The following is a 26,430-nucleotide window of genomic DNA, read 5'->3' as shown; positions in this document are numbered from 1 at the left end:
AGAGGAGGACCCACCCGCATGCGCACCGGACCACGTCACCCGAAACGCGCCATGGTCACCGGCCTCACCGTCGCCGCGATGGCCGTGGCGAGCACCGTCACCCTCACCGCCGAAGCGACCCCTTCGTACGCCGCCGCCTGCAACGGTTACGTCGGACTGACCTTCGACGACGGGCCGTCCACCAGCAACACCCCGAAGCTGCTCAGCGCGTTGGGGCAGAACGGACTGCGGGCCACGATGTTCAACGAGGGCCAGTACGCCGCGGCGTACCCGGCCCAGGTCCGGGCCCAAGCCCAGGCAGGCATGTGGATCGGCAACCACAGCTACACCCACCCGCACCTGACCCAGCAAAGCCGGTCGCGGATCGACTCGGAGATCTCCCGCACTCAGCAGGCGATCGCCAACGCGGGCGGCGGCACACCGAAACTGTTCCGCCCGCCATACGGCGAAACGAACTCGACAGTGCAGTCGGTCGAGGCCAAGTACGGCCTCACCCAGATCATCTGGAACGTCGACTCGCAGGACTGGAACGGCGCCAGTACCGACGCGATCGTGCAGGCCAACGCCCGGCTCACCAACGGGCAGGTCATCCTGATGCACGAGTGGGCCGCCAACACTCTCGCCGCGATCCCCCGCATCGCACAAGGGCTGGCCGGCCGCGGCCTCTGCGCCGGCATGATCTCCCCGCAGACGGGCCGCGCCGTGGCCCCGAATTGATCGGAGCCGGGTCTCCACGCTCGCGGCGTGGAGACCCGGCTTTTCAAGCCTTCGCCAAGAGGTCTGCGGGCAAAGGGATCCACGCGCCACGGGTGTGGTGACGCTCACGGTGTTCCGCAGTTTGTCGATCAGCAAGGCCCACGGCCCGGCGAAGACAAGATAGGCGGTCGTCACCCAGAACTCCATGGTGACGCGGCGGCTGGTTTCGCGGCCGGAGTTGTCGAAGCCGCACCCAGCGGTGACCACAACCGGCCGCCCCTGACGGGGGCTGGTGCGATGACCGCTGGTTTGCGAAGGTCCACGGGTGACCGACCAGCGCGAGAACCATGACGACACGACACCGCAGCCCGGCTCCGCGGAGCAGCCGTGGATGACCCGAGGGGTCGGCGGCATCGGCTCGGCGAGTTTCCTCGCCGACGTCGGACACGAGATCCCGACCGCGTTGCTGGCCAGCCTCGTCACCACCACCCTCGGCGCGCCCGCGTCCGCACTCGGGCTGATCGAGGGCATCTCCGACGGGCTCGCCGGCGCCGGCCGGTTCCTCGGCGGACCGTTGGCCGACGACCCGCACCGCCGCCGCCGCCTCGCGGTCGGCGGCTACACCGCCACCGCCGTGCTCTCCTCGCTGATCGGTACCGCGGGCAACGTCGTCACCGTCGGGCTGCTGCGCGGCGGCGCCTGGGCCGCCCGCGGCCTGCGGGTCCCGGCGCGCAACGCACTGCTCGCCGACGTCGTGCCCGCCACCGCCTACGGCCGGGCCTACGGCTTCGAACGCACCATGGACAACCTCGGCGCCATCGCCGGGCCGCTGCTCGCCCTCGGCCTGGTCGCGATGTTCAGCGTCCGGACCGCGATCCTGCTCTCGGTCATTCCCGGCCTGCTCGCCGCCGTCGCGATCATCTACGCCATCCGGCAGGTCCGGCTCCCGGCCGCGCGGGAACACCGGTCGATCCGCATCCGGATCCGGCCGGTCCTGCACGGACAACTCGGCCGCCTGATGGCCGCGTTCGCCGTGTTCGAAGTCGGCAACCTCGCCGCGACCCTGCTCATCCTGCGCGCCACCGACCTGCTCACCCCAGACCACGGGATCAACACCGCCACGCAGATCGCGCTCGCGCTCTACACCGCCTACAACATCGCCGCGACCGCCGTGTCGTTCCCCGCCGGACGGCTCTCCGACCGGCTCGGCACCCGCGGCCCCGTCATCGTCGTGGCGGCGGGTGTCGCGACCTTCCTGGTCTCCTACGTGCTGTTCGCCGTGACCGGCCCGGTGATCGTGCTGCTGGCCGTCGCGTTCATCACGGCTGGGATCGGCATCGGCTGCGCCGAAACCGCCGAACACGCCGCGGTTGCCGCACTCGCGCCCGAACACCTGCGAGGATCCGCCTTCGGCCTCCTCGCCACAGTCCAAGCCGCGGGCAACGTGATAGCCAGCACCGTCGCCGGGCTGCTCTACACCATCGCCTCCCCGGCGATCGCGTTCACCTTCGTCGCCGCTTGCATGGCCTCGGCCCTCGCCGGACTGGCCTGGGCAGCCAAACCTTTGGCCACGAATGATCTTGACTAACGCTTGAACAACTGTCCATCGGGCGCGGTCAAAGGCCGATGGTGTCCGCGAGGCCTGCGACATGGGCACGGAGGAACGCTTCCTTGTCGCTCAACGTGTCCGCCGCGTACTGGCCGAAGGCGTCGAACAGAATGGCGCCGGTGACCGCCGACCACAGGCCGTAGACCCTGGCGACGTTGGTCACCGGCATGTCGAGGCCGTACTGCTGTCGCAGTCGTTCCATGTCCGCGCGGACTGACTGGCTGAGCGTGGAGTCCACTCTTCGCAGCTTGCCCGTTCGCCACGCGTCCTCGGCCAGCCTGCCGAGCGCGACGACGACTCGCGTGCCCGGCCCCGCGGTCTGCTCGCCGGGAGCCTGGTAGCCGAGCACCGGCGTGCCGTAGAGCAGGGCGAACCGGGACGGTTCGCGAACAGCCCAGGCACGCGCGGCCAGTACTGCCGCCTCGAGACGGTTCCGGTGCGATCGGCGCGACGTCGCCTCGATGGCGGTGTCGACCTCGTCGGCGAGTTCGTCATAGGCGTCGACGATCAGCAGGGTGATGAGCGCTTCGCGGTCGCGGACGTAGCGGTAGAGCCCGGAGGGAACGACGTCGAGGTCCCGGGCCACACCCCGTAGCGACAGGTCGGCCGGGAGCAGCGTTTTCAAGTGCTCCCGGCCGACGCGCACGATGTCACGCATCATCTGTTCACGCGCTGATTGCCGCGGGGTCACCATGACCCAACCTTAGTATCGACGGTGCGCTCGCCCCGGTCAGGCCGCACTGGCCGAGGACTGTCCACGCCGGACGACACGCCACGACTGCCACCCGCGGCAGACGATGTAGGCGAAGATCGTGGACAGCGCGACCCAGGAGTCAGTGATCGACGACTGCATTCCTTCAGTGGTGTGGGTGATCGTGAGGGCGAGTATCGCCGCCGCCACCTTGTGGACGATCACCATCTCCCACATCGCCGGAACTTGGCGCGGCCGGTACGCGAGCATCGCCCACATCGCCGCGAAGACGAGGTAGCCGAAGGTCCGCCAGCCTTCCACCATGAGGCGGTCGTCGTCCGCCGCCCCCATCAGGAACAGCCCGTTGATGAACACCGCGAAGGTGGTCACGGCGTTGAAGATCATCAAGCCGCGGCCGACGAGATCCCAACGACGGGTGGGAGCGCTGCTGACGAAAGTGGTGGAGGTTGCCGTGGTCATGATGGCTGTCCCTTCTCTGAAAAAATCGAGAACGCTGTTCTCTGTCTTGGATCAGAGTGCCACCTGCGCAGGACGATGTCAAGAACACTGTTCACAACAGTGACTACCGTTCTCGATCGAGGGCTCAGGCCCGCTCCTGGAAACGGCGTACGTCGAACAGCCGCTCCGCGAACGACCGAGGGACATGGACCGCGCAAACCTCCGTGGTCGACGCCCGCAGGTCTGTTCGGGGTGACCGACCCGGCGGACGTCGGCTGGCCTGCCCCCACGACACAGCCCGGCGGCACTACTGCTCAAACTCGGCTGCCCCACTCACTTGACGCCGTGATCACCGGCCGGTCCTGTGTCTGTCGGCGGCGATGACCGCGGCGATGTCGGCGTCTTTCAGCTTCGCGCTGGGACTGCGCGCGCTGAGCCGGAGCAACGCGGTCCCGAGGAGTGGCGTGGCGACCAGGCGCGTGATCACGCGGCGCCGACGAGCCTCGTGCTGGTTACCAGGAGTGAAGAAGCCTCGCTGGTCGAGACCCGTCTGCAGGTAACGCTCGATGTAGGGACGCAGAGCTTCTTCCCAGCGGCGTAAGGCCACGCCGACATCACCAGGACAGGCTTCGAGAAAGGTGGCCAGCAGGTCCGCGCCCGCCAAACCGGCGGACACACCCGTGCCCGCGTAAGCGGAAGCGCACCAGGCCGAGTCGCCGACGAGCACGACTCGGCCGTGAGACCAGCGTTCCATACGGACCTGTTCGGCGGAGTCGAACAGGACGTCCTCAGCGGATTCGAGTGCGGCCAGGACACTGCCGAGGGTCGCCCCGAGCGGTTCGGGCCCGTAGACCTCGCGCACGCGCTCGGCACGGGGCCGGGTGAACTCGGCGTCGACGTCGTCGCTGCGGTAGGACAGCAGAATGGTCGGATCCCGGTCTTTGAAGGCGAAGATCCAGACGGAGCGGCCCAGTTCGATCATGGTGGCCCCCTCGCCGGGGGCGAGGCCATCGGGCACACCGGGAAACTCATAGGCGACCAACATATGGCCAAGGCGGTGAAGGTAGCGCTCATGAGGCCCAAAGACGAGTGACCTCACGGTGGAGCGCACGCCGTCGGTGCCGACGACGAGGTCGAAGCGTTCAGTCACGGAGGTTCGGGCGTGCTCGGTGCGCAGTTCGACGTCCACCCCATCGGCGTCCTGGGTGATCTTCACCGGAATCGTCGAGAACCGGACGTCGACCTCAGCGGGCAGCTGGGCGTACGCGGCCTGCTCGACGTCGCCGCGAAGCATCAACCAGGGTGTCCCCGGCAGGTCCCGAAAGCCCATGCCCGGCGCTCTGCGGCCGCTGCGATCGAGTTCGAAGTGCGCCCCCCCCGGACGCACGGTCGCACAGACCATCAAGGATCCCCATGCGCTGCGCGGCTGACTTACCGGCACCGAACAACCCGACGAAGTAGCCAGCGGACCGCCGACTGGCGGCACGTTCCACGACGACCGGCTGCCAGCCGATCTCGTGCAGCCGCAGCGCCGTGGCGATACCACTGACACCCAGGCCCACAACCAAGACACGGGGACGAGTTCGAACGGGGATGACGTGCCTCCAGGGCGTGGTCCGAGCCTTAGTGGTCACTTTCGGAAGTCGCTCGAGTGTGGGACTCGGCTCCCTGAGTGTGGGACTCGCGGAGAAACTGCGCGCCGTGCGGCGAGTCCCACACTCAGGCGCGCGAGTTCCACGTTCACGGGGGCGAGTCCCACACTCGGACACACGAAATCACCAAGACCCCCGAAGAACCTCCGAAACCAACCACTTAGCAAAGGAAAAGCGCTCGAGAATCGACCACAGGGCTTCATACCGCAGGCGCGCTTGGATCGTAGCCGGACCTGCTCGGTGCTGGGCGGACCGCCCGCGTGGGTTCGACGGCCAAGCAGCAGTCAGCGCCTGGGTTGACAGTTCACGGTTGCCTCCCGGCTTCGGGATAGGGACAGCTTTCACCGGCCCCGGAAATAGCTCCCTGTCGACAGCAGCGTTCCGAGATGGTGGGATCAAGACTCAGCCGTGATGCGGGAGGGGCAGTGAGTGACAGCGAGGCCAGCCGAGGCCGACGGTCGCCGGTCTACGCGAGGGTGGCGTGGGGCGTCCTGGTCGTGCTGGCGGTGTTCCCGGTGGCGGCGTCAGTTCTCGATCTCGTCGCGGCCGGGCGCGTGGGCATCCCGGCCGACCACGAAGGCACCTTCCGTGCGGTCGCGGGCATGAGGTGGACCGAGGCTCAGGCCGCGACCCCTGGGGCAACCAGGTATGTGACGCTGCTCGAACGTGGCTACGCCCTGCACGAGCTTACGTTCGGGCTGCTGTTCCTGGCGCTCGTCGTGATACCCCTGCGCCAGCGACGGCGCTGGGCGTGGTGGGCGTGCTGGCTGTTCATGATCTCCGCCATCGGATACGTGGCGACCTTCGGCGTCGAGGACCCCGCGATCTTCTGGCGAGCCCTGGCGGTCGCGGTCGTCACCCCCGTCGCGCTCCTGGCCTACGCGCCCTACGTGTTCAGACAATCCGCATCCACCTCAGCCTAGCGGTCATCGGCCGTGCGGCTGTTCGGTGTTGCGGTGACGACCGCTGTGCGACGGGGGTTGCAGGGATCCAGTCCGGTGGCGCGGGCCGGATAGCGGTCGGGCTCGGCTGGGAACGCGAGTCCGGCGAGGGACGCTGGCCAGGATCCACGTGTTCGCGGACGCTGAATCGGACAGCCGATACCGCGACCCCGCCGTCTTACCGATACGCCGGTCATTCCCTGCTGTGGAAACGAGATCGCCGCCGCGCTCACCGGCGAATCCCACCCCGCGGACACACCCAAGGCATGACGACGACCACGCTCCTCAAGAGAACCACCTGATGCCGTACATTCCCGGCGCCGCCCCGTTGATCGCCAGGTGGGCCATGCCCGTGGTGCCCAGCCACAAGGGCCCCAGCGACTGTTCCGGCGCGTTGCGTCGTGGGCTGTAGAACCCGGTGCACCGGGCGGGCAACGCGTCCGGGGCGAACTCCACGTCGATCACGAGGACGTCGGCGGCCCGGTGCAGGCAGCAGCGGCGATAGGTCTCCTCGGGTGCCGACGCGGCTTCCCACCGATAGCCGAACAACGCCGTGTCCGCGCGGCGCAGCTCACGGTCGAGGATCAGCTCCAGCACGGTGTACCCGCCGTCGGGATCGGTGCGGGTGCGGCCTAATCGACAAGGTGGTTCCGCCGTCACTCGCGCCGGGCGCGGGCGGGAGTGCACGACGGCGAGCACTCGGTCGACGCCGTCCGTCTCGGCGCGGAGTACTTTGCGGACGGACAAACGGTCGGAGCTCTCCGGACCCCCTACGCGGTGGGACCAATGGGCGTAGAGGGTGGACAGCGCGGCCGCCTCGTCGCGCGGTTCAGCGTCCAGTTCGGCCAGCAGGCCGTCGACGAGCGCCGGATGCTGCCACAGGGCGTGGCTGGTGGCCGTGGTGTGCTTCCGCTCGGTGTCAAGCAGGGGAACCAGCGCGTTGGCCGGTAATGTCAGCACTTTCTCCAGTGCGCGCACGGCCCGGAGGGAATTCCTCCGCGTGGGCTCGTTCGTGCCGTTCTGCCAGTAACTCAACGTCGCCGGGCTGACCTTGCTGCCGCTGTCGGCGAGCTTGCGGCTGATCCGGTGCAGGCTCAGCCCACTGGCCTTGATCGAGGTCCTCAGCGCGGCCGCGAACGGTGGTGGTGTCTCGGGACGGGGCATGGGTCGCCTTGCGCTCGCCGGTTCGGACCCCGACCGTAGGGTCTGCCCCGCCGGTCGTCAAGAACGGAACTGAATGATCATCCCGCACCGGGTGAACATGTCTCCCACAAGGCCTTTTCGAGGCGGGCGTTCAAACTTTCCGACTGCAACCTTTAGTCGGTATTGACCGCTCCATCCGCACCAGTAGCGTTCTACCTCGGCCGGAAGGGGCCTTCCGGACATTGGGTTGGTGGACCGAGGAGGTTCGTCCATGCGGTTCCTCAAGATGGCGGCCGTCGCCGGAGCGTTCGCGCTCGGGGCGGGCGCGGTGGTCGCCGGGGGCGTCACGCACCCGGCCGGAGCGCAGGCGGTGACGCCCGCGGAGAACGCACAGGTGCGCGCGGTGCCGAGATACGACCACGTGGTGGTCGCGCTGTTCGAGAACAAGAACTACCCGGACATCGCTTCCGGTTCGAAGGCACCGTACTTCCAGAGCCTGGCCGGTCAGGGCGCGTTGTTCACCCAGTCCTTCGGGGTGACCCACCCCAGCCAGCCGAACTACATCGCCCTGTTCTCCGGCAGCCAGCAGGGTGTCACCGGGGACAGCTGCCCCAATTCCTTCGGGACCAAGGGCAATCTCGGACAGCAGCTGCTCGACGCGAACCTGACGTTCAAGGGCTATTCCGAAGGGCTGCCCAGTACCGGGTACACCGGCTGCGGCTCCGGTCGTTACGCCCGCAAGCACGCGCCGTGGACCAACTTCTCGAATGTGCCCGCGGCGCTGCAAGTGCCCTTCTCCCAGTTCCCCACCGACTACGGCAAGCTGCCGACGGTGTCCTTTGTGGTCCCGGACATGTGCGACGACATGCACGACTGCAGCATCGGCACTGGGGACAGCTGGACGAAGTCGCACCTGGACTCCTACGCACAATGGGCGAAAAGCCACAACAGCCTGCTCATCACGTCCTTCGACGAGGACAACTTCACCTCCGTCAACCAGATCTACACCTCGTTCGTCGGCCAGGGCGTCACCGCGGGCAAGTACGCCGAAAAGGTCGACCACTACCGGATCCTGCGCACCCTGGAGAACATGTACGGGCTGCCCGCCCTCGGCCAGGCGGCGTCCCGCGAACCGCTGACCGACATCTGGGGCTGAGGCCCGGAACGGTTCGAGGCGAACCAGGAGAGGTGTAGATGTACCTGTCGTCGATCCGGGGCGCCACCACCGAAGGCGAAGCCGCCCAGCGGTGGAAACGCGTCGGGGGCACCGTATTCGCCCTCGGCGCGGTCAGCCTCATCACCGACATCTCGGCCGAGATGGTGACCGCGGTGCTGCCCGCGTTCCTCGTGCTCGGACTGCGGATCTCGGTGGCGCAGTACGGCGTGCTGGACGGGCTCTACACCGGGGTCACGGCCGTGACCCGGCTCCTCGGCGGGTACACCGCGGACCGGTGGCGGGCGCGCAAGGCCGTCGCGGGCACGGGGTACGCCATGTCCGCGGTGGCCAAGCTGGGCCTGCTCGCCGCCGGTCCGTCGGTTTCCGCGATCGGCGGTGCGCTCGCGGCCGACCGGATCGGCAAGGGACTGCGCACCGCGCCCCGTGACGCCATGATCACCGCGTCGGCGCCGCCCTCGATGCTCGGGCGCGCGTTCGGCGTGCACCGCACCATGGACACCATCGGCGCGTTCCTCGGGCCGCTGGTCGCGCTGGCCGTGCTGGCGATGGCGAGCGGCGCGTTCGACGCGATCTTCGTGATCAGTTTCTGCGTCGCCGTGCTGGGCGTGCTGGTGCTCGTGCTGTTCGTGCGGGACCGCCCGGCCGCCGCCGAGGTGCCGAGCGGGCGACCGCGGGTCAACGTCCTGGTGCTGCTGCGGGACCCGCGCTTCCGGCGGGTGCAGTACGCCGCCGCGCTGCTCGGCCTGATGACCATCGGCGACGGGTTCGTCTACCTGGTGATCCAGCAGTGGCAGCACGTTCCGGTGCTGTGGTTTCCGTTGCTGGCGGCCGGGTCCAACGCCGCCTATCTCGTACTGGCCACGCCGCTCGGCATGCTCGCGGACCGATTCGGCCGGTGGCGGGTGGTCGTCGGCGGGCACCTCGGCCTGCTGCTGGTGTACGTCCTGCTGGCCACCCAGCAAGGCGGCTGGTTCGCCTTGGCCATCACCTTGGCGCTGTACGGGGTGTTCTATGCCGCGACCGACGGGGTGCTGATCGCGGTCGCCGGTCCGTTGCTGCCGGAGCACCTGCGCACGACCGGCATCGCCTTGCTGCAGACCGGACAGGCACTCGCCTATCTCGTGTCCTCGGTGGTGTTCGGCCTGGTGTGGGGCAGCGAAGGCGCGAGCACCGCCTGCTGGCTCGCCGCCGCCGGGGTGCTGGTCGCGCTGCCGCTGGCAGTGCGGTGGCTGCGCGGCGCGGCGGTCGCCACGTGAGTTCCCGGACGAGACTGATCATCGTCCTGGTCGCCGCGCTGCTGCTCGGCGGCGTCAGCGGCCTCTACCTGCGGATGTCGGCGCACGACGCGAGCGGAGCACCGGGACCGGGCGGGCCGCTGACACTGCGCGCGACGGACTCCCTGCTGGTGCGCGACACCGCGGACGGGCCCGGCTACGGGCATCTCACCCAGGTCGCCGGAAACGGCACCGGGGAACGCACGGTCGGCGAGCAGTCCTGTGCCCGGGTCTACGCGGCCGCGGGCACCGGCATCTGCCTCCGGCCCAGCGTCGAGGAGATCGGCGGCTACGAGATCGCGGTCCTCGATGGCGGCGGGGCGGTGCGGCGCACCATCCCGATGAACGGGGTGCCCAGCCGCGCACGGGTGTCCCCGAGCGGGCGCTTCCTGTCGTGGACCACGTTCGTCACCGGCGACTCCTACGCCGGCACCGGCACGTTCTCCACCCGGTCGGGGATCCTGGACCTGCGGGACAACGTCCTCGCCGGCACGCTGGAAACCTTCGCGGTGACGATGGACGGCAAGCCCTATCAGGGGCAGGACACCAACTTCTGGGGGATCACCTTCACCGGTGACGACAACCGGTTCTATGCCACGATGTCCACTCAGGGCAAGCGCTATCTGGTCGAGGGCGACTTCGCGGCCCGCCGGGTACGGACACTGCGGGACAACGTCGAATGCCCCTCGCTCTCACCCGACGGCACCCGGCTGGTGTTCAAGAAGCGGGTGTCGGACGACCCCGCCCGGATGTGGCGGTTCGCCGTACTCGACTTGGCCACGCTCCGGGAGACCCCGCTGGCCGAAAGCCGCAGCGTGGACGACCAAGGCGCCTGGTTGAACGACGACACGGTGATGTACGGCGTCCCTCGCGAAGACCGGCGGCACGCCGACGTCTGGTCCGTGCCCGCCGACGGCACCGGCACACCACACCTGCTGGTGGCAGACGCGGAATCGCCCGCGAAGCTCGGCTGACGTCCTACTCGGACGGTGTCGGGCCGCCGGAAGTGGGCCGCCGCAGCGAAAGGTGCGCTGCGGCGGCCCGGTCCCGAACGTGGATTTCCGTGCTTGTCAGCGAGCGGTCCGGCTGGTCAGTAGACGAGCCAGCCGACGGAGACCTTCCCCGAGGTCCCGCCGCTGTCGGTCGCGGTGACGGGCGAGGAGAAATACCCCGTCGACGCGGTGCCGGTGATCAGGCCGGTCTTCGCGTCGATCGACAGCCCAGGCGGGAGCCCGGTCGCCGACCAGGTGTAGACGCCCGTGCCGCCGGTGGCCCTGAGCTGCAGGTTCACCGGCTGGCCGTGGACGAACTGGACACCGGGGTCGGTCACCGTGACCGGCCCGCTGCTGCCCGTCTTGACCGTCAGGGCGAAGGTGGCGGTGTGGGTTTTCTGCGCGTTCGTGCCGGTGACGGTGATCGTGTAGTCACCGGCGGGGGTGGCCGAGGTGGTCGTGACGGTGAGGGCCGCCGAACCGCCGGGGTCGATGGAGGACGGGTCGAACGACGCGGCCGCCCCGGCGGGCAGGCCGGAGGCGCTCAAGGCGATGCCGCCGGGAGCCGGGGTGCCTCCCAGGTGTGCCTTGATCTCGTCGACGTAGGTGGTGACCCGGGAGTAGACGCCGTAGGTGTTGCAGGCGTTGGACATCCAGGAGAAGAACCCGACGATCTGGTTGCCCTCGAGGTACGGGCTGCCGCTATCGCCCACGCAGACGCCCTTGTGGCCGTCGGCGTAACCGGTGCACAGCATGGACCCGTCGGACCGGTAGTACTGCGAGGTGTCCACGTGCTGGGCGCAGTCCGAGTCCTTCGCGACGGGGAACTCGGTGGTGCGCAGGACGTCGGAGTACGTGTTCTGCCCGGTCTTGCCCCAGCCGATGCCCCGGCCCATCGTGCCCGGCGCGTTCACCGAGCCGTCGGTGGCGAGGGTCGGGTACGTGATCCCGGCGGGAACGGGGACGTCCTTGTCGAGGTGGATGACGGCGACGTCGTGACCGGTCTGCCAGCTGGTGTAGTCGGGATCGGTCCAGGAGTCCTTGATGTCGGCGCGGAACCCGCTGTCATTGAGGTTCGTGGCGCCGTAGATGAACCACTTCGTGCCGTCCTTCTCCAGCAGGCAGTGCGCCGCGCCGACGACGGTGTGCGGCCCGACCAGTGCCATGCTGCACGATTGCTGGCCGGGGAAAGCGCTGCCTTCGCGCCGCATCGAGATCATGAACGGGTACTGCTCCACGGTGGTGGTGTCCCCGCCGACGACCGCGGGCCGGGCCGCGGGCGTGACGGCGGAGCCGCCGACGGCCGTGGCGCTCACGGTCGCTGTCGCGGACTGCCCCGCGGTGACGGTCGCCGACGAGGGCGAGACGGCGAGCGAGAAGTCGCCCGTGCCGGAACCGTTGACCGCCAGCGAGACGGTCGCCGTGTGGCTGACGTCGGCGCCCTTGCCGGTCACGGTCACCGGCGAGGTGCCCGGCGAGGCCGAGGACGCGGCGGTGAGGGTCAGCGTCGAGGACTTGCCCGCGGTGACCGTCTCCGGGGAGAAGGACGCGGTCACGCCCGCGGGCAGGCCGTCGGCCGACAGCGCGACGTCCTGCGCGCTGCCCTTGGTGACGGTGGTGCCGACGCTGGTCGTGACCGACTTACCGGGGTCGACACTCACCGACGACGGCGAGGCCGCCAGTGAGAAGTCGTTGCTGGGCGCGGGGGCCGCGCCGTTGATCAGCGGGTCGACCAGGTTGTCACCCTGGGGCGAGCCCCAGCCGGTGCACAGGTCGTAGCCGGTGCCCGCGTTGTACGTGCCGTTGCCGCCCGAGGTGACGTCACGGAACGTCGACGAGTACTGCGACGAGCCCGCGATCGAGTAGATGGTGGGGTTCATCGCGCCGACCGGGCTTTTGCCCTGTCCCTTGGCCTTCTGGTTGACCATGGCGACGTAGCCCGCCCACAGCGGGGAGGACAGGCTCGTGCCGCCGACGTCCTGCCAGCCGCCGTTCATGTACACCGACAGCGCACCGGCCCCGTAGTCGGCGTCGAGTGCGACGTCGGGCACCGAACGGAACTGGTTGCTGCCGGTCTGCCAGGACGGCTTGGCGTAGATCTGCGAGTAGCCGCCGCCGGAGCGGGTGTTGCCGGAGCTGCCCTGGTTCCAGCACGACTCCGACTGGTAGGTGCCCGCGCTGTCGCTGGTGCGCAGCTGGGTGCCGCCGACGCCGGTGAAGAGCGGGTCGCTCGCCGGGAAGTCGGCCTGGACGGTGCTGTTGTCACCCTGGTAGCCGCAGCCGGTCGCGCCCCAGTCACCGGACGCCGAAAGCATCGTGATGCCCTGGGCGGCCATCTGCGTGTAGGAGTCGTGCGAGGCCTTGATGGGGGCCGATTCGCACTTTTCCCCGTTGAGCCAGGAACCGGACAGGATGGTGATGCTGTTGTCGCTGGCGATCTTCGCCATCTCGTCGACCCAGGCGGCGTCGCTGTTGGGTGCTTCGTAGACGGTCTGCGCCGCACCGGGCGCGGTGGCCGCCACCGCTTCGACGTCGAGGGTGACCTCGAGCTGGTCGTTGCCGGGCTTGGTCACCCCGCCGTTGATCGGCACGATCTTCGGCGTGACCGAAGGCTGGCCGAAGTTCTTCGTCCAGGCGTCGAGATCGGACTGCTTGAACGCGTCGAACTCGACCAGTCCGACGTTCTGTCCTGAGCCGGTGTAGGACCCCGACAGTTTGTTCATGCTGTAGGCGGTGCGGAACTGGGCGGGCGTGTAGCCACCGCCAGGGCCGCCGGGCCCGGCGGGACCGGCGTCGCCCTGTCCCGGCACACGCCTGATCACCGGCGAGCTCGCGCGGTGCGCGACGGGCCGGTCGGTCAAGCCCATGACGTTGCGGACGACCTGGCTCAGTGTGGCCGGAATCGACGGCACCGAGTCGTTGGCGTAGAAGTGCGCGCCGTCCGCGCCCGTGTAGTCGCCGAGCGACGTACCGAACGCCGCCTTCACCGTGAGGGCCGAGCCGGTCGCGTCGACGACCTGGTGGTTGCCGGACACCGAGGTGACCTGAAAGCCTTGCGAGCGCAGGAAATCGGTCACCTGGGTCACGTCGGACGCGGTGGGGGCGAAGCGCGCGTTGTACTGTTCACTCGTCAGGTAGTGGCGGTAGTCCGGGGAGCGGGGATCGCTGACCGCCGAGACGAGCCGGTTGAGCCCGGCCTCGTCGTGCGGCCTGAGCGCGACCGCGATCCCGACGCCGCGGTCACCGCCCACCGTGGCGTCCCGGTGCGCGGCGGCAGGTGCCGAAGCGCCGTCGGCCAGCGGAACTCGCGTGTTCTGGACCTGTGCGGTAGCCGGCGGGACGGCCAGCAACGCCGCAGCGGTCAGCAGAGTGGTCGCGACGGCGGCCACTCTCCCGGCACTGGGGAAAAGGGACATGTGTTTCCTCCGGAAGTGGAGTAGCGACGTCTTCCTGCACAGCAACGTGCGCACTGGACGCCGGAGAACAACCACACGCTAACCATCGGCGATCACCAATCAGAAGCCTGGATGAATATTCAGTCCTGTTCACAGTTTGGCGATTAAAATCGGCTTCAGCGCAGGTCAGAGGCACCTTCTGTAGCCAATTATCCACAGATTACGAGACTCGTTCAGTTCACGCCGTGCCGCCGGTCGGGTGCTCACTTTCACAGCCACAATGAGACCCGGTCACGGCCGACTGAGAAAAACGCAAGCACCTGAAGTCGCGCGACGGCAAGGTATTGGCGCCCGCTGTGCCGCTTTTAGTACTTAAAAAGCGAAATGTACGTCTATTCACTGAATCCCACCATTCGGCTCTACCACTGATCGCGATCACTCGCCTACCGTCCGCCAAAAGCCCGGAGTGTGAGCTGGGGAGGTCCGATGGCGGGAAACGCCCTGGGCGCCATGCCGGTGGATCGTGAACTGCGGCGGCTGCTGCGCCACGGCACGTTCGCGGAGGTGCTCGACCATGCTCTCGCCGTCCGTGGCCTGAGCCTGGAGCAGGTGCAACGACATCTGGCGGGCCGGGACGTGCGAGTGAGCCGCGCCGCGCTCAGCTACTGGCGGCGGGGACGAAGCCGTCCGGAGCGCGAAGAGTCACTGCGTGCCGTGCGGGCGCTGGAGGACCTCATCGGGCTCCCCGCGGAGTCGTTGGTGACGTTGCTCGGACCGCCGCGTCCCCGGGGCCGCGTGGCCGACGCGGAGCCGGGAGACGTTGACCGCCGTCGGTTGTGGCCGTCCTGCGGTCCGGCGCTCGCCGCGATGGACGCCCCACCGGAGGGGCAGGTCCGTTACCTGGACGTGCACGAACACGTGCTGGTCGACCGGGAACGCCGGCTGCGCGAGGTCCGGACGCGGCTCGTGCTGGAGGCGACCACGGACCGGACGGACCGCTGTGTGGTGTACGAATGGGCCGAGGAGTCGCCACGCCCGGTGCTGAGCGACCTGCGGTACTGCCGCCAGGGCCGGACCCGGCCGCAGGAGGAGAGCACCGCGACCGTCTGCGAACTCCTGCTCGAGCAACGGCTTTCGGCAGGCGATCGCACCGTCGTCGAGTACACCTGGCGGTACCCGTCCGGCGCGGTCTTGACCTCGTTCCACCGGCGGTTCACCCGGCCCGTGCGGCAGTACCTGCTGCAGGTCGAATTCACCGTCGACGTGCCGCCCCACTGCGTGCCCTACCGGCAGCCGACCCTCAACAGCCCGCGGCAGCCGGGCAAACCGCTGTGGATCGGCGGATCGGCCACGGCCCACCTGGCCGTTCCCGACGCCGGGCCCGGCCTGCTCGGCCTCCAGTGGGAATGGAGCTGAGGAAACGGGATCGCCACGTGCTCGTCAGAACAGCGCGTGGCAGAGGGTGAGCACTCCCCCGGCCGCGGACAGCCCGAGCACGGCGAGCCTGACCTGGCGCGCGGACACCAACGGCAGCAGGAGCCTGCCCAGCAGGTCACCGGCCAGCGCGGCGACCGCGACGGCGACCAGGACCGGCCAGCCCACGCTCACCCAGCCGAGACTGGGCACCGCGACCACGCCCAGCGCGAAGAAGTAGATCGACAGCGTGCCCCGATGAGCCGTGTCAGGATCATGCGCCCAGCCGATCACGCCACTAGCGGCGACGGGACGGGACAACCACCGTCGGCGTGCGACGATTCAGGTGGCCGACACGAACCCGGACCGGACGAAGGAGGCTCGGGCCTTGCCCCTGGTGCACGCTTTGTGGTCGCCGGGACGGGGTTTGGTGCTCTGGGCCGAGCGTGACGGCCTCCCGGGTGGTACGGCGAGCCGCTCGGCGCGGATCGCGCTTCCGCATCCGTTCGCGGTCTCCAGCGCCAAGCTGACCACGCTGCATCCCGGGAAGCCCACGTCGGCGGTGCTGCTGCTCCCGTCGCGCGCGAACCGGCCGCTCGCGTCCTCCGAACCGGCCGCGCGTAGCCGCTCGGCGGTGTCCCTGCGGCCATGGTCGGTTCCGGCGCTCGTGGTGGATCCGAGCGAGCTGGACGACCTCGCCGGCTCGGCCTCCTACGGCGATTCGGTCACCTACCTGCGGGCGATGGCGCGGCTGGCCGCGGATCTGGTGCGCCGCGGCCGGGTGCTGCCCACGCTGGTCCGCCAGGGGGATTCGGCCAAGGCGCGGTGGCGCCCCGTGCTCCAGGGCTTGGATTCCGTCGCGTTCGACGCGCTGGTCGCGGCCATGCCCCCGGTCGGCCGGGCCGAGCAGATCGCGCCGCTCACCGGGGCCACTCCGGCGGCGATCGCCACCGACGCGGTGCACAGCCTGGTCGACGCGGGGGTCCGTGACCGGCTGGCACGGGCTCATCCGCCGGTGGACCTCAGCCGGGGCCGGGGCCCGGCCGGGGTCTGGTTGTCCGCGTTGCGGGGCGGCGATCCCCGGGTCGAGCTGCCGCTCCGGGAGCTGCGCGTAGTGGCCGAGTCCGTCGCGAAGTGGGACGGGGTCGCCGACACCGATGTCGTCGACGGCCGGGCGTGCATCCGGTTGGCCGAAGTCGCCACGCTGCGGGATCAGGCCGTCGACGATCCCGACGACCAGACCGGGGACGGGACGAAGTGGCAGCTGCAGTTTCTCCTGCGGGCGACGGCCGACCAGAGCCTGTTGCTCTCGGCCGGGCAGATCTGGTCGGGCGAGGCGGACGGTCTGGTCAGGGACCCCAAGGGGCTGTTCGTCGCCGAGCTGGGCCGGGCCGCGCTGGTGGAGCCGATGCTGGCGCCCGCGTTGCGCGCATCCCCGCCCGCGACCCACGACATCACCGTCGAGGAGGCAGAGCAGTTCCTCACCTCCGGCGCGATTCGGCTGGTCGAGGCCGGGTTCGAAGCGCAACTGCCGGCTACCTGGGACGGCAGGCGCAGGCTCGGGCTCCGGCTCTCGGTCCACAGCTCGCCCCCGGAGCAGGTCGTCACCCGAAACAGGGTGGGGCGCGACGAGCTGGCCGGATTCCGCTGGTCGGTGGCGGTGGGAGACGACGAACTCGGTGAGGACGAGCTGCGCAGGCTCGTGGCGGCGAAGTCGCGGCTGGTGCGGCTGCGCGGCCGGTGGATCAGCGTCGACGCCGACCGGCTGCGCGCCGGTCTCGAGTTCCTGCGCCGCGACCGCCACCGGCCGCACGCCCAGGTGCCCACCGCCGCCGACCTGCTCGACCTCGTCCACCGGCACACCGAGGTGCCGCTCCCGGTCACGGACGTCAGCGCCGACGGCTGGGTCGGGGACGTGCTGGCCGAGCGGCTCCATCGGACGCTCCGGCCGGTCGGAGTGCCGCCGACGTTCACCGCGACGCTGCGCCCCTACCAGCAGCGGGGCGTCGACTGGCTGGCCTTCATGGCGGCGCTGGGCCTCGGTGCCTGCCTCGCCGACGACATGGGCCTCGGCAAGACGGTCCAGACGCTGGCGCTCGAAGCCGTCGAGCGAGCTGGACACACCCGCAAGCCGACCTTGGTGCTGTGCCCGATGTCGCTGGTCGGCATGTGGCAGCGGGAGGCGGCGAACTTCGCTCCGGGGCTGCGTGTCCACGCCCACCACGGCAGCGGCCGCCCGCACGGCGAACCGCTCGCCCAGCGAATCGCCGACGCCGATCTCGTCATCACGACCTACGCCACCGCGGCCCGTGACGCCGTCGAACTCGAGACCGTCGCCTGGCGCCGCCTGGTGCTCGACGAAGCGCACGCGATCAAGAACGCCCACACCGCGACGGCTCGCGCGGTGCGGCGGTTCACGGCCGAGCACCGGCTCGCGCTGACCGGGACGCCGGTGGAAAACCGGCTGGCCGACCTGTGGTCGGTGATGGACGTGTTGAACCCCGGGCTGCTCGGTACCAGTCCCGAGTTCCGCCGGCGGTTCGCCGTCCCCGTCGAGCGCCGCGGCGACACCGCCACCGCCGCGGCCCTGCGCCGGATCACCCAGCCGTACCTGCTGCGCCGGGTGAAGACGGACCCGGCGATCGTCCCCGAGCTGCCCGAGAAGCTGGAATTCAGGCAGGAGTACCGGCTCACCCGCGAACAGGGGACGCTCTACCGCGCGATCGTCGACGAGATGATGACGAAGATCGAGGACAGCCAGGGCATCAAACGACGCGGCAACATCCTCGCCGCGATCACGAAGCTCAAGCAGGTCTGCAACCACCCCGCGCTCCTGCTGCACGACGGCTCCCCGATCGGGCGCCGCTCCGGCAAGGTCATCCGGCTGGAAGAGATCCTGGAGGAAATCCTCGCCTCGGGAGATCGGGTGCTGTGTTTCACCCAGTACGCCGAGTTCGGGCACCTGCTCGTCCCGCATCTGTCGAACCGGCTGGGCGCCGACGTCGCGTACCTGCACGGGAGCTTGGCGAAGGGACGCCGGGACGCGATCGTGGCGCGGTTCCAGTCGGGCGACGGGCCGCCGATCCTGCTGCTCTCCCTCAAGGCGGGCGGCTCCGGGCTCACACTGACCGCCGCCAGCCACGTCGTGCATCTGGACCGCTGGTGGAACCCGGCGGTGGAGAACCAGGCCACCGACCGGGCGTTCCGCATCGGCCAGGGGCGCGACGTCCAGGTCCGGAAGCTCGTCTGCCCCGGCACCATCGAGGAACGCATCGACACCTTGATCGCCCGAAAGCGCGCGCTGGCGGGGATGGTCGTCGGTGAGGGCGAGAACTGGCTCACCGAGCTTCCCGCCGACGCGCTGCGCGAGATGCTCACGCTGGGAACGGACGCGACCGATGAGTGAACCTGTCCCCTGGTGGTCGGCTCGATTCACCCGGGCGCTGAAGTCACTGGGTGTCGACCTGCCCGCGCCGGGGAAGGCGGCCGCTCCTGGCCGGGTCGTCTCGCTGCGGATCAGCGCGGGCCGCGCCGACGCCCGGGTGCGGGGCGACCGGCCGCGCCCGTACGAGGATGCGGATCGGGCTGTCGGCGTTCGGGAAGGCGGACTGGGCGGCGATCACCCATGCCCTGGCCGCGAAGGCCTCGTGCACCGCGCTGCTGCTCGGCGGTGAACTGCCCCAGGACGTCGAGCAGATCTTCGCCGCCATCCGGCTGCCACTGTTCCCCGTTTCGGCGCGGGATGTGTCGCTGGACTGCACCTGCCCCGGGGTCCAGGTGCCGTGCGAGCACCTGGACGCCGTGTTTTCCGCGCTCACGGCGCGGGTCGGGGCCGATCCGTTCACCCTCCTCGCGCTGCGCGGGAGGGACCGCGAGACGCTGCTCGACGAGCTGCGGGACCGGCTCGGCCCCGACGAGACGCTCGATCCGGGTGACCGGCCGCGAGCGCTGAGCGAAGTCATGGACAGCTTCTTCGACTGTGGTCAGGCCCCGGGGCTGGGGGGCGCCGCTCCGTTACGTGGTCCGGAGGCCCCTGTCGACGCGATACTGGGCCAGGTTCCCCCGTTCGCGATCACCGTGGGCGGCGAAGAGGTCGCCGAGCTGCTCCGGCCCGTCTATCAAGCCCTCGCCGGAGAGGCCGAAAGCTAGCTGCCGGGCGCGAAACAGTCCACAAAGGACGACCGTCGGCGCCGGGAGAACTGATCTTTCGATCACTGGACCTCGCCCGCGGGCTCGAGGCGGACGGACCGGACGAAGAAAGAACCGGCGAACGCGGCCAGGCCGATGCAGCCCGCGACGATGAAGGCGAGGTGGAGACCCGCGGCGTCGGGGCTGCCGCCGGAATCGCCCGCACTGGCGAGCGTGGCGACGGTGACGAACAGGGTGGTGCCGAGCGCTCCGGCGACCTGCTGCAACGTCGCGAGGATGGCGCTGCCGTGGGAGTGGAGATGGTCGGGCAGCACGCCGAGCGAGTCGGTCATGAGCGGGGTCATCATCAGGCCCAGCCCGGCCATCAGCAGCACGTGGACAGCGATGACCACGACCAGCGACGACGCAGGCCCGAGCGTGGCGAACAACCACAGTGAGGCCGCCATGGCCGCCGCTCCCGGGATGACCAGCGGACGGGCGCCGACGCGGTCGAACCACGCGCCGACCGGACGTCCGAGCAGGCCGAGGACGAGCCCACCGGGCAGCACGGCGAGGCCGCTCACCAGCGTCGAGGTGTGCAGCACTGTCTGCAGGTACAGGGGCAGCAGGATCGCGCCCGCCCCGATCAGGCACAGGAACAGCAGAGCGGTGAGCACCAGGGACACGACGAACCCGCGATAGGTGAACGGACGCAGGTCCAGCAGTGCCCTGTCACGGCGTTGCAGCCGGGCCTGGCGCCAAGTGAACAGCACGAGCGAGACGAGCCCCACCACGACCGGCGCCCAAGGCGGCACCGGCGGCTCGGCGGCGGCGGACTCGCCCACCACGGACAGCCCGTACAGCACGCCGCCGAAACCGACCGCGGACAGCAGCACCGACACCAGGTCGAGTGGCACCTTCCGGGTGGGGCTGTCGATGCGCAGCAGCACCGCGCCGGTCACCAGCGCGGCGAGCGACAGCGGCAGCACGATCCAGAACAGCCAGCTCCAGCCGAGCGACGAGAGCACCGCGCCGCCGATCGTCGGGCCGATGGCCGGCGCGACCGCGATGACGATGGTGATGGTCCCCATCGTGGCGCCACGCCGGTGCGGCGGCACGAGCCGCATCACCGTGGTCATCAGCAGGGGCAGCATCACCGCCGTGCCGCACGCCTGCACGATGCGGCCGACCAGCAGCAGGGCGAACCCCGGGGCGAGCCCGCACAGCAGCGTGCCGAGGCTGAACGACGTCAGCGAAAAGAGGAACACCTGGCGCGGGGTGAAACGCTCGAGCAGGAACCCCGTGACCGGGATGACCACGGCCATGGTGAGCAGGAATCCGCTCGTCAGCCACTGGATGGTCGTCGTGGGGACGGCGAGGTCGGCCGAGAGGTCACGCAGCGCGACACTCAGGATGGTCTCGTTCAGGATCATCACGAAGGCCGACAGCACCAGCACTCCGATCACCAGCCCGGACCGGGCCGGCGCGCGCTGCCGGTGCAGCGAGGGGGCGTTCGCGGTGTCGGTCATGCGTGGGGCTCCTGCTGGTCCGCGCCGGTGGCGCTCACGGGAAGGGAAAACGATCTGGCCGGTGTCCGCACCGCCTCGATACTCACCCGATCAGGATACTGGGCCCCACCGACAGAAAACGTCACAACGACCGGGGCCCGGCGACGCCCACGCCCTCACACCTCGCGTTCCAGCCCGTATTCGAGTGTGCCCTGAAGGCCACCATGACGGCGTTAAACGCCGTCAGGCCCGTCGCCGACGAGGCGACGGGCCTTTGGGGACGCTGTGGCCTTCAGGGGCTTGCGGGTAAGACGGCGGCCAGCAGTTGCCGCAAGGACTGTGCTTCGGTGGTGAGGGTTTCCGGGTCGTTGCCCGGCACGAACTCCAGGAGCGCGTCGACCGGCCGGGCCAGCGGGGCGAGCAGGGCGAAGACCTGTGCCCACAACGCCGTCCTCGCGGTCAGCGGCTGCCGTTCGTTACCCGGCCACCAGGAAAAGACGTGGACCGCCCGGACGTGCTCGAGCAGCCGGGAAAGCCCGGCCAGCGCCTGCTCGTCCGGCAGGTCCTGGGGCGGTTGCCAGTAGGTGCCGAGGTTGGCGCGGCCCACTTCGTCGAGCAACCGGGCCGTCGACGCGGCGGTGTCGGTCAGCGTGCCGCCGTGGAACTCGAGCGCGACGTCCAGCCCGTGGCCCGCCGCGATGTCCGCGGCCTCGCGAAGCGCGGTGACGACGTGCCGGCGTTCGTCGGGGGCGACAGCGGCCGACCCGGCCTTGCCAGCCCACACCCGGACCCGGGCGGCGCCGAGCCGGACAGCGCCGGCCGCGATCCGGGTGAACTGACCGGTCTCCGCCGGGGTGGCGCGGAAGTAGGACCCGTACGAACCGCAGGTCAGCCCATGCCGCGCCATGGCGTCAAGCGCTCGATCCGCCGCCCGCTCGTCGCCGGGCCGGACATGGACGTCGGCGCCCCACTCGAGCACCGTCAGCCCGGCCAGCGCCGCGCGCCGGGCGACCTCGTCGACGTCGAGGCGGCGCAGCGTCACCGAGCACAGACCCGGCCGGATCACCGGCCCACCACGTGTTCGACGTAGCGGCGTTTCATCGTCTCGACCACGGCGTCGGGATCGGCGGCCCAGATGTCGGCGTTGAAGATCTCCACCTCGATGTCCCCGTCGTACCCCGCCGCGTCGACCGCCGCCCGCAGCGCGCGGAAGTCGATGTGGCCGTCGCCCATCATGCCGCGGGCCAGCAGCGTGTCGGCGGGCAGCGGGGTGATCCAGTCGCACACCTGGAAGCCGAAGATCCGCGTGCCCGCCCTGGCGATCTGGGGCAGCACCTCAGGATCCCACCACACGTGAAAGGTGTCGACGACGACGCCGACCCGGTCCGCGGGATACCGCTCTGCCAGGTCGAGCGCCTGACTCAGGGTGGAGAGCACGCCCCGGTCGGCGCAGTAGATCGGGTTCATCGGTTCCAGCGCCAGCCGGACGCGGTGCTCGGCGGCGCGGGGCACGAGCGCGTCGAGGGCGCGGGCGACGCGGTCACGCGCGCCGGGCAGGTCCCGCGAGCCGTCGGGCAGCCCGCCGACCACCAGCACCAGGCAGGCCGCGCCGAGCTCGGCCGCTTCTTCGATCGCGCGGACGTTGTCCTCGATCGCCCCGCGCGCGGCGACGGGGTCGTCGGTGGTGAGGAATCCGCCGCGGCACAGTGAGGAGACCCGCAGCCCGGCGTCGGCGACGAGCCGGGCGGCCGTGGCGAGTCCTGCCTCGCGCACCGGCTCGCGCCAGAGCCCGATCGAGCGCAACCCCGCCCGCGCGCAGCCGTCCACGGCCTGGTGCAGCGACCAGGAGTCGGTGGTCTTCTGGTTGAGGGAAAGCCGGTCCGGTGTCATCGCGGCACTCCCGCCGTCTCCAGGAACAGGCGCACCCGATGAGCGGCCAGGTCGACGTCGGGCAGCAGCCCGGCGCTGTCCGCGAGGCGGACGATCCCGGCGAGATGCACCGCGCTGCGCGCGTTCTGCAGGCCACCGACCATGGTGAAGCCCGGCTGGTGCCCGCCCAGCCAGGACAGGAACGCGATGCCGGTCTTGTAGTAGTAGGTCGGCGCCGCGAAGATGTGCCTGGCCAGCGGGACCGTCGGGGCGAAGGCGGCGTCGTAGCCGTCGAGGTCACCGGCGTCCAGTGCCCGCAACGCGGTCGAGGCGGCAGGGGCGATCGCGGCGAAGATGCCCAGCAGCGCGTCACTGTGGTGCTCGCCGTCGCCGCGGATGAGCTCCGGATAGTTGAAATCGTCACCGGTGTAGAGCCGGACACCGGCGGGAAGCGCCGCGCGAAGCCGTTTCTCCCGCTCCGCGTCGAGCAGCGACACCTTGATCCCGTCGACCTTGGCGGCGTGGTCCCGGATCAGGCAGAGGACCGTTTCCGCCGCGACGTCGACCTCCGGTGAGCCCCAGTATCCCGTCAGCGCCGGGTCGAACATCGGGCCGAGCCAGTGCAGCACGACCGGCTCGGCGACCTGATCGAGCAGCCGGTCGTAGACCTCGCGGTAGTCCTCCGGGCTCTTCGCGAGCCTGGCCAGCTGCCTGCTGGCCATCAGGATGACCTGTGCGCCACTGTCTTCGACGACTTCGGTCTGTTCCTCGTACGCCGCCGTGATTTCCGCCAGCGAACCGACGCCGTCGCCGAGCTGGTCGGTGCCCGCCCCGGCGGCGATCCGGCCCCCGGCCGTCCTGGCTTCCGCGGCGCTGCGGCGGATCAACTCCCGGGTACAGCGCCAGTCCAGGCCCATGCCGCGCTGCGCGGTGTCCATCGCCTCGGCCACACCAAGGCCGTGGGACCACAGGTGACGGCGGAAACCCAGTGTCGAGTCCCAGTCGATTTCCGCCGGGGCGCCGGGCACGTTGTCGGCGTGCACCGCGGGCACGACGTGCGCGGCGGCGAACGCGACCCGGCTGGTGATCGGGCCAGCCGGGCGCGGCCGGATCGGCGGCGGCGGCGTCAGGGTGAGTTCCGAAAGCCTGCCGTCGGCGCCGGGCAGGGTGACGGTGGCGGTCACAGCGAGAGCTCACCGAGTTCGACGCGACGGCCCTCGCGTGACGACAGCAGGCCCGCCTCGGCGAGCTGCAGCCCGCGGACCCCGGCCATGAAGTCGTAGGCGTTGGGCGCGTCGTCGACCACATGCCGCACGAACTGCTCCCACTGCGCCTTGAACCCGTTGTCCCGCACCACGTTGTCCGGGACCTCCTGCCACTGGGCGCGGAACGGCTCGCTCTGCGCGAGGTCCGGGTTCCAGACCGGCTTGGGCGTGACCACCCGCGGCTGGACCTTGCAGCCGTGCAGCCCCGCGACCGCGCTGCCGTGTGTCCCGTCGACCTGGAACTCGACCAGTTCGTCCCGGTTCACCCGCACACACCACGACGAGTTGATCTGCGCGGTGATCCCGCCCGCCAGCTCGAAGATGCCGTACGCGGCGTCGTCGGCCGTCGCGGCGTAGGGGTTTCCCCGTTCGTCGTGGCGTTCCGGCAGATGGGTGACCGCTTTCGCGATGACCGCCTCGACCCGGCCGAACAGGTTCTCCAGCACGTAGCTCCAGTGGCAGAACATGTCGAGCACGATGCCGCCGCCGTCCTCGGCCCGGTAGTTCCAGCTCGGCCGCTGCGCGGACTGCCAGTCGCCCTCGAACACCCAGTAGCCGAACTCGCCGCGCACAGAGAGGATCCGGCCGAAGAAGCCGGAGTCGACAAGGCGTTTGAGCTTGAGCAGCCCCGGCAGGTACAGCTTGTCGTGCACGACGCCGTTCTTGATACCCGCCGCCCGCGCCCGCCGCGCCAGCTCGAGCGCCCCGGCGAGGGTCTCCGCAGTCGGTTTCTCGGTGTAGACGTGCTTACCCGCGTCCATGGCCAGGACGAGCGACTTCTCGCGGGCCTGGGTGAGCTGCGCGTCGAAATAGAGCGGGCAGCTGTCGTCGGACAGCGCCGCATCGAGGTCGGTGGTCCACCGGTCGAGCCCGTGGCGCCGCGCGATCTCCCGCAGCTTCTCCGCGTTCCTCCCGACGAGCACCGGCTCGAGCCGGACCCGGGAGCCGTCGGCCAGTTCGACGCCGCCCTGCTCGCGGATCGCGAGCACCGACCGCACCAGGTGCTGGCGGTACCCCATCCGGCCGGTCACGCCGTTCATCACCACGCCGAGCGTCCGCTCCGCTGTCATCGAGCCTCCTTGGAAAGCGCTTACCCAAAACGGTAGACGCGGTGGACGAGTACCGGCAAGTGCCGGTTTGCTCGCAAAAGAAAGCGTTTACAGCCGGGTGCTCTCGCGCAGGACGACCTCGCCGGTCACATGCTTGACCCGGGGACTGCCGGCCCGCTCGGAGAGCACGAAGTCCAGCGCGTGCTCCCCCATCGTCTCGATCGGCACCCGCACCGTCGTGAGCGACGGCCTGATGTCCCGCAGCGTCACGATGTCGTCGAAGCCCGCCACCGCGACGTCGGCGGGCACCCGCAGCCCGCGGTCACGGCAGGCGGCGATGGCGCCGACCGCCATCACGTCGTTGACCGCGAAGACACATCCGTCGCGGAAACCACCGTCGAGTGCCCGTGCCATGGCGTCGTAACCGCCGTCGCGGGTGAACTCCGTGTGCACGATCCGCCCGGCGGTCAGTGCCACACCGTCGCGCCCGAGACCGTCCTGGAAACCCCGCAGGCGGTCGCGCGAGGTCAGCAGCGCCGGGGGCCCGGCGAGCACCAGGAACGAGCGGTGGCCCAGTCCGGTGAGCCGGGCCGCGAGATCGGCGGCGCCCGGCCGGTTCCCGAGCTGGACGGTGTCGAACGGCAACCTGTTCTGCCCGATCACCACGGCGCGGCCACCGGCGGCTTCGAAGGCCGTGAGCTCCACGGTCAGGCGCCGCTGCAGCGTGCGGTGCTCGATCCGGGATCCGGCGAGGATCACCGCACTGGCCCGCTGCCCGCGCAGCGTCGCGACGTACTCGACCTCCTTCTCCGGCTGGTTTTCCGTGCTGGCGATGGTGACCGTCAGCCGGTGCCGCGCGGCCACCCGCATGACCCCGGACGCGATGGAGCAGAAATACGGGTCGACGATGTCGTGCACCAGCAGCCCCACCACGTTGCTGCGCCCGCGTGCCATCGCCTGCGCGGGCCCGTTCGCCGTGTACCGCAACCGTTCGGCGACCTTCAGCACGGTCTCCAGCAGGTCGCCGCGGACCTGTCTGGTGCCGCCGTTGAGCGCCCGTGACGCCGTCGCCAGCGACACACCCGCCTCACGGGCGACGTCGGCCAGGGTGACCGAGCCTGCGGCGCGCTGCGGCATGGTTCCTCCTCGATCGTGCCGGTGGATCACCT

At 70.1% G+C, this 26,430-nt stretch carries 21 protein-coding genes; 9 read left to right on the top strand and 12 right to left on the bottom strand.

Going from position 1 to position 26,430, the window contains the following annotated elements:
• The first annotated feature begins 18 nt into the window (after positions 1-18).
• Positions 19-717 (top strand): polysaccharide deacetylase family protein, encoded by a 699-nt coding sequence (locus tag QMK34_RS20025; RefSeq protein ID WP_326415646.1) that lies wholly within the window; start codon positions 19-21, stop codon positions 715-717.
• A 304-nt stretch (positions 718-1,021) separates the two neighbouring features.
• Entirely contained in the window at positions 1,022-2,284 is a 1,263-nt protein-coding gene (locus tag QMK34_RS20020; RefSeq protein WP_326415644.1) for an MFS transporter, read from the top strand.
• A 28-nt stretch (positions 2,285-2,312) separates the two neighbouring features.
• Here the strand turns inward: QMK34_RS20020 and QMK34_RS20015 are convergent, their stop codons facing one another.
• The 3 genes from QMK34_RS20015 to QMK34_RS20005 all read right to left on the bottom strand — a co-directional run bounded on the left by QMK34_RS20015 (position 2,313) and on the right by QMK34_RS20005 (position 4,785).
• Positions 2,313-2,999 (bottom strand): TetR/AcrR family transcriptional regulator, encoded by a 687-nt coding sequence (locus tag QMK34_RS20015; protein WP_326415643.1) that lies wholly within the window; start codon positions 2,997-2,999, stop codon positions 2,313-2,315.
• 36 nt (positions 3,000-3,035) lie between these two features.
• On the bottom strand, positions 3,036-3,476 hold the full coding sequence (locus tag QMK34_RS20010; protein ID WP_326415641.1) for a hypothetical protein: 441 nt from the start codon (positions 3,474-3,476) through the stop codon (positions 3,036-3,038).
• A 328-nt stretch (positions 3,477-3,804) separates the two neighbouring features.
• Positions 3,805-4,785, bottom strand: a complete 981-nt coding sequence (locus QMK34_RS20005; protein ID WP_326415640.1) for an FAD-dependent monooxygenase — start codon at positions 4,783-4,785, stop codon at positions 3,805-3,807.
• Positions 4,786-5,532: 747 nt separating this feature from the next.
• Between QMK34_RS20005 and QMK34_RS20000 the strand changes: the two genes are divergently transcribed.
• Entirely contained in the window at positions 5,533-6,030 is a 498-nt protein-coding gene (locus QMK34_RS20000; RefSeq protein WP_326415639.1) for a hypothetical protein, read from the top strand.
• Positions 6,031-6,333: 303 nt separating this feature from the next.
• Here the strand turns inward: QMK34_RS20000 and QMK34_RS19995 are convergent, their stop codons facing one another.
• Entirely contained in the window at positions 6,334-7,212 is an 879-nt protein-coding gene (locus tag QMK34_RS19995; RefSeq protein WP_326415638.1) for a hypothetical protein, read from the bottom strand.
• 250 nt (positions 7,213-7,462) lie between these two features.
• Between QMK34_RS19995 and QMK34_RS19990 the strand changes: the two genes are divergently transcribed.
• The 3 genes from QMK34_RS19990 to QMK34_RS19980 are packed head-to-tail and all read left to right on the top strand — an operon-like array spanning position 7,463 to position 10,616.
• The gene (locus QMK34_RS19990) at positions 7,463-8,347 is read left to right on the top strand and encodes an alkaline phosphatase family protein (RefSeq protein WP_326415637.1); all 885 of its coding nucleotides are present in this window, start codon (positions 7,463-7,465) and stop codon (positions 8,345-8,347) included.
• A gap of 38 nt (positions 8,348-8,385) precedes the next feature.
• Entirely contained in the window at positions 8,386-9,624 is a 1,239-nt protein-coding gene (locus tag QMK34_RS19985; RefSeq protein WP_326415636.1) for an MFS transporter, read from the top strand.
• On the top strand, positions 9,621-10,616 hold the full coding sequence (locus QMK34_RS19980) for a hypothetical protein (protein ID WP_326415635.1): 996 nt from the start codon (positions 9,621-9,623) through the stop codon (positions 10,614-10,616). The genes QMK34_RS19985 and QMK34_RS19980 overlap by 4 nt, the downstream gene beginning before the upstream one ends.
• A gap of 116 nt (positions 10,617-10,732) precedes the next feature.
• On the opposite strand, the gene QMK34_RS19975 is transcribed toward QMK34_RS19980, so the two are convergent.
• Positions 10,733-14,050 (bottom strand): trypsin-like serine protease, encoded by a 3,318-nt coding sequence (locus QMK34_RS19975; RefSeq protein WP_326415634.1) that lies wholly within the window; start codon positions 14,048-14,050, stop codon positions 10,733-10,735.
• A 465-nt stretch (positions 14,051-14,515) separates the two neighbouring features.
• On the opposite strand from QMK34_RS19975, the gene QMK34_RS19970 reads away from it, so the two are divergent.
• The gene (locus QMK34_RS19970; RefSeq protein ID WP_326415633.1) at positions 14,516-15,445 is read left to right on the top strand and encodes an XRE family transcriptional regulator; all 930 of its coding nucleotides are present in this window, start codon (positions 14,516-14,518) and stop codon (positions 15,443-15,445) included.
• Positions 15,446-15,469: 24 nt separating this feature from the next.
• Here the strand turns inward: QMK34_RS19970 and QMK34_RS19965 are convergent, their stop codons facing one another.
• A complete protein-coding gene (locus tag QMK34_RS19965; protein WP_326415632.1) occupies positions 15,470-15,736 on the bottom strand; it encodes a hypothetical protein in 267 nt (88 codons plus the stop codon).
• Positions 15,737-15,830: 94 nt separating this feature from the next.
• On the opposite strand from QMK34_RS19965, the gene QMK34_RS19960 reads away from it, so the two are divergent.
• Together QMK34_RS19960 and QMK34_RS19955 are read left to right on the top strand one after the other, a co-directional pair.
• Positions 15,831-18,848, top strand: a complete 3,018-nt coding sequence (locus QMK34_RS19960; RefSeq protein WP_326415653.1) for a DEAD/DEAH box helicase — start codon at positions 15,831-15,833, stop codon at positions 18,846-18,848.
• A gap of 167 nt (positions 18,849-19,015) precedes the next feature.
• The gene (locus tag QMK34_RS19955; RefSeq protein ID WP_326415631.1) at positions 19,016-19,591 is read left to right on the top strand and encodes a hypothetical protein; all 576 of its coding nucleotides are present in this window, start codon (positions 19,016-19,018) and stop codon (positions 19,589-19,591) included.
• Positions 19,592-19,653: 62 nt separating this feature from the next.
• Here QMK34_RS19955 and QMK34_RS19950 read toward each other — a convergent pair whose 3' ends face one another.
• The 6 genes from QMK34_RS19950 to QMK34_RS19925 form a co-directional block, all read right to left on the bottom strand.
• Positions 19,654-21,099, bottom strand: a complete 1,446-nt coding sequence (locus QMK34_RS19950) for a DHA2 family efflux MFS transporter permease subunit (protein ID WP_326415630.1) — start codon at positions 21,097-21,099, stop codon at positions 19,654-19,656.
• Between the two features lie 271 nt (positions 21,100-21,370).
• The gene (locus QMK34_RS19945; protein WP_326415629.1) at positions 21,371-22,144 is read right to left on the bottom strand and encodes a sugar phosphate isomerase/epimerase family protein; all 774 of its coding nucleotides are present in this window, start codon (positions 22,142-22,144) and stop codon (positions 21,371-21,373) included.
• Complete coding sequence (locus tag QMK34_RS19940) at positions 22,141-22,968, bottom strand: sugar phosphate isomerase/epimerase family protein (protein ID WP_326415628.1); 828 nt, start codon at positions 22,966-22,968, stop codon at positions 22,141-22,143. The genes QMK34_RS19945 and QMK34_RS19940 overlap by 4 nt, the downstream gene beginning before the upstream one ends.
• Positions 22,965-24,131, bottom strand: coding sequence for a dihydrodipicolinate synthase family protein (locus QMK34_RS19935; protein ID WP_326415626.1), 1,167 nt, complete (start codon positions 24,129-24,131; stop codon positions 22,965-22,967). Before QMK34_RS19935 ends, QMK34_RS19940 begins: the two co-directional genes overlap by 4 nt.
• Entirely contained in the window at positions 24,128-25,282 is a 1,155-nt protein-coding gene (locus QMK34_RS19930; RefSeq protein ID WP_326415625.1) for a Gfo/Idh/MocA family protein, read from the bottom strand. The genes QMK34_RS19935 and QMK34_RS19930 overlap by 4 nt, the downstream gene beginning before the upstream one ends.
• An 87-nt stretch (positions 25,283-25,369) precedes the next feature.
• Entirely contained in the window at positions 25,370-26,398 is a 1,029-nt protein-coding gene (locus tag QMK34_RS19925) for a LacI family DNA-binding transcriptional regulator (protein ID WP_326415624.1), read from the bottom strand.
• Positions 26,399-26,430: the final 32 nt, after the last annotated feature.

This window comes from Amycolatopsis sp. H20-H5 (assembly GCF_035828755.1).
In the GTDB taxonomy this organism is placed as follows: Bacteria; Actinomycetota; Actinomycetes; order Mycobacteriales; family Pseudonocardiaceae; genus Amycolatopsis.
The sequence above is the reverse complement of the archived record's forward strand: the minus strand, read 5'-3'. Positions and strand labels throughout refer to the sequence as shown.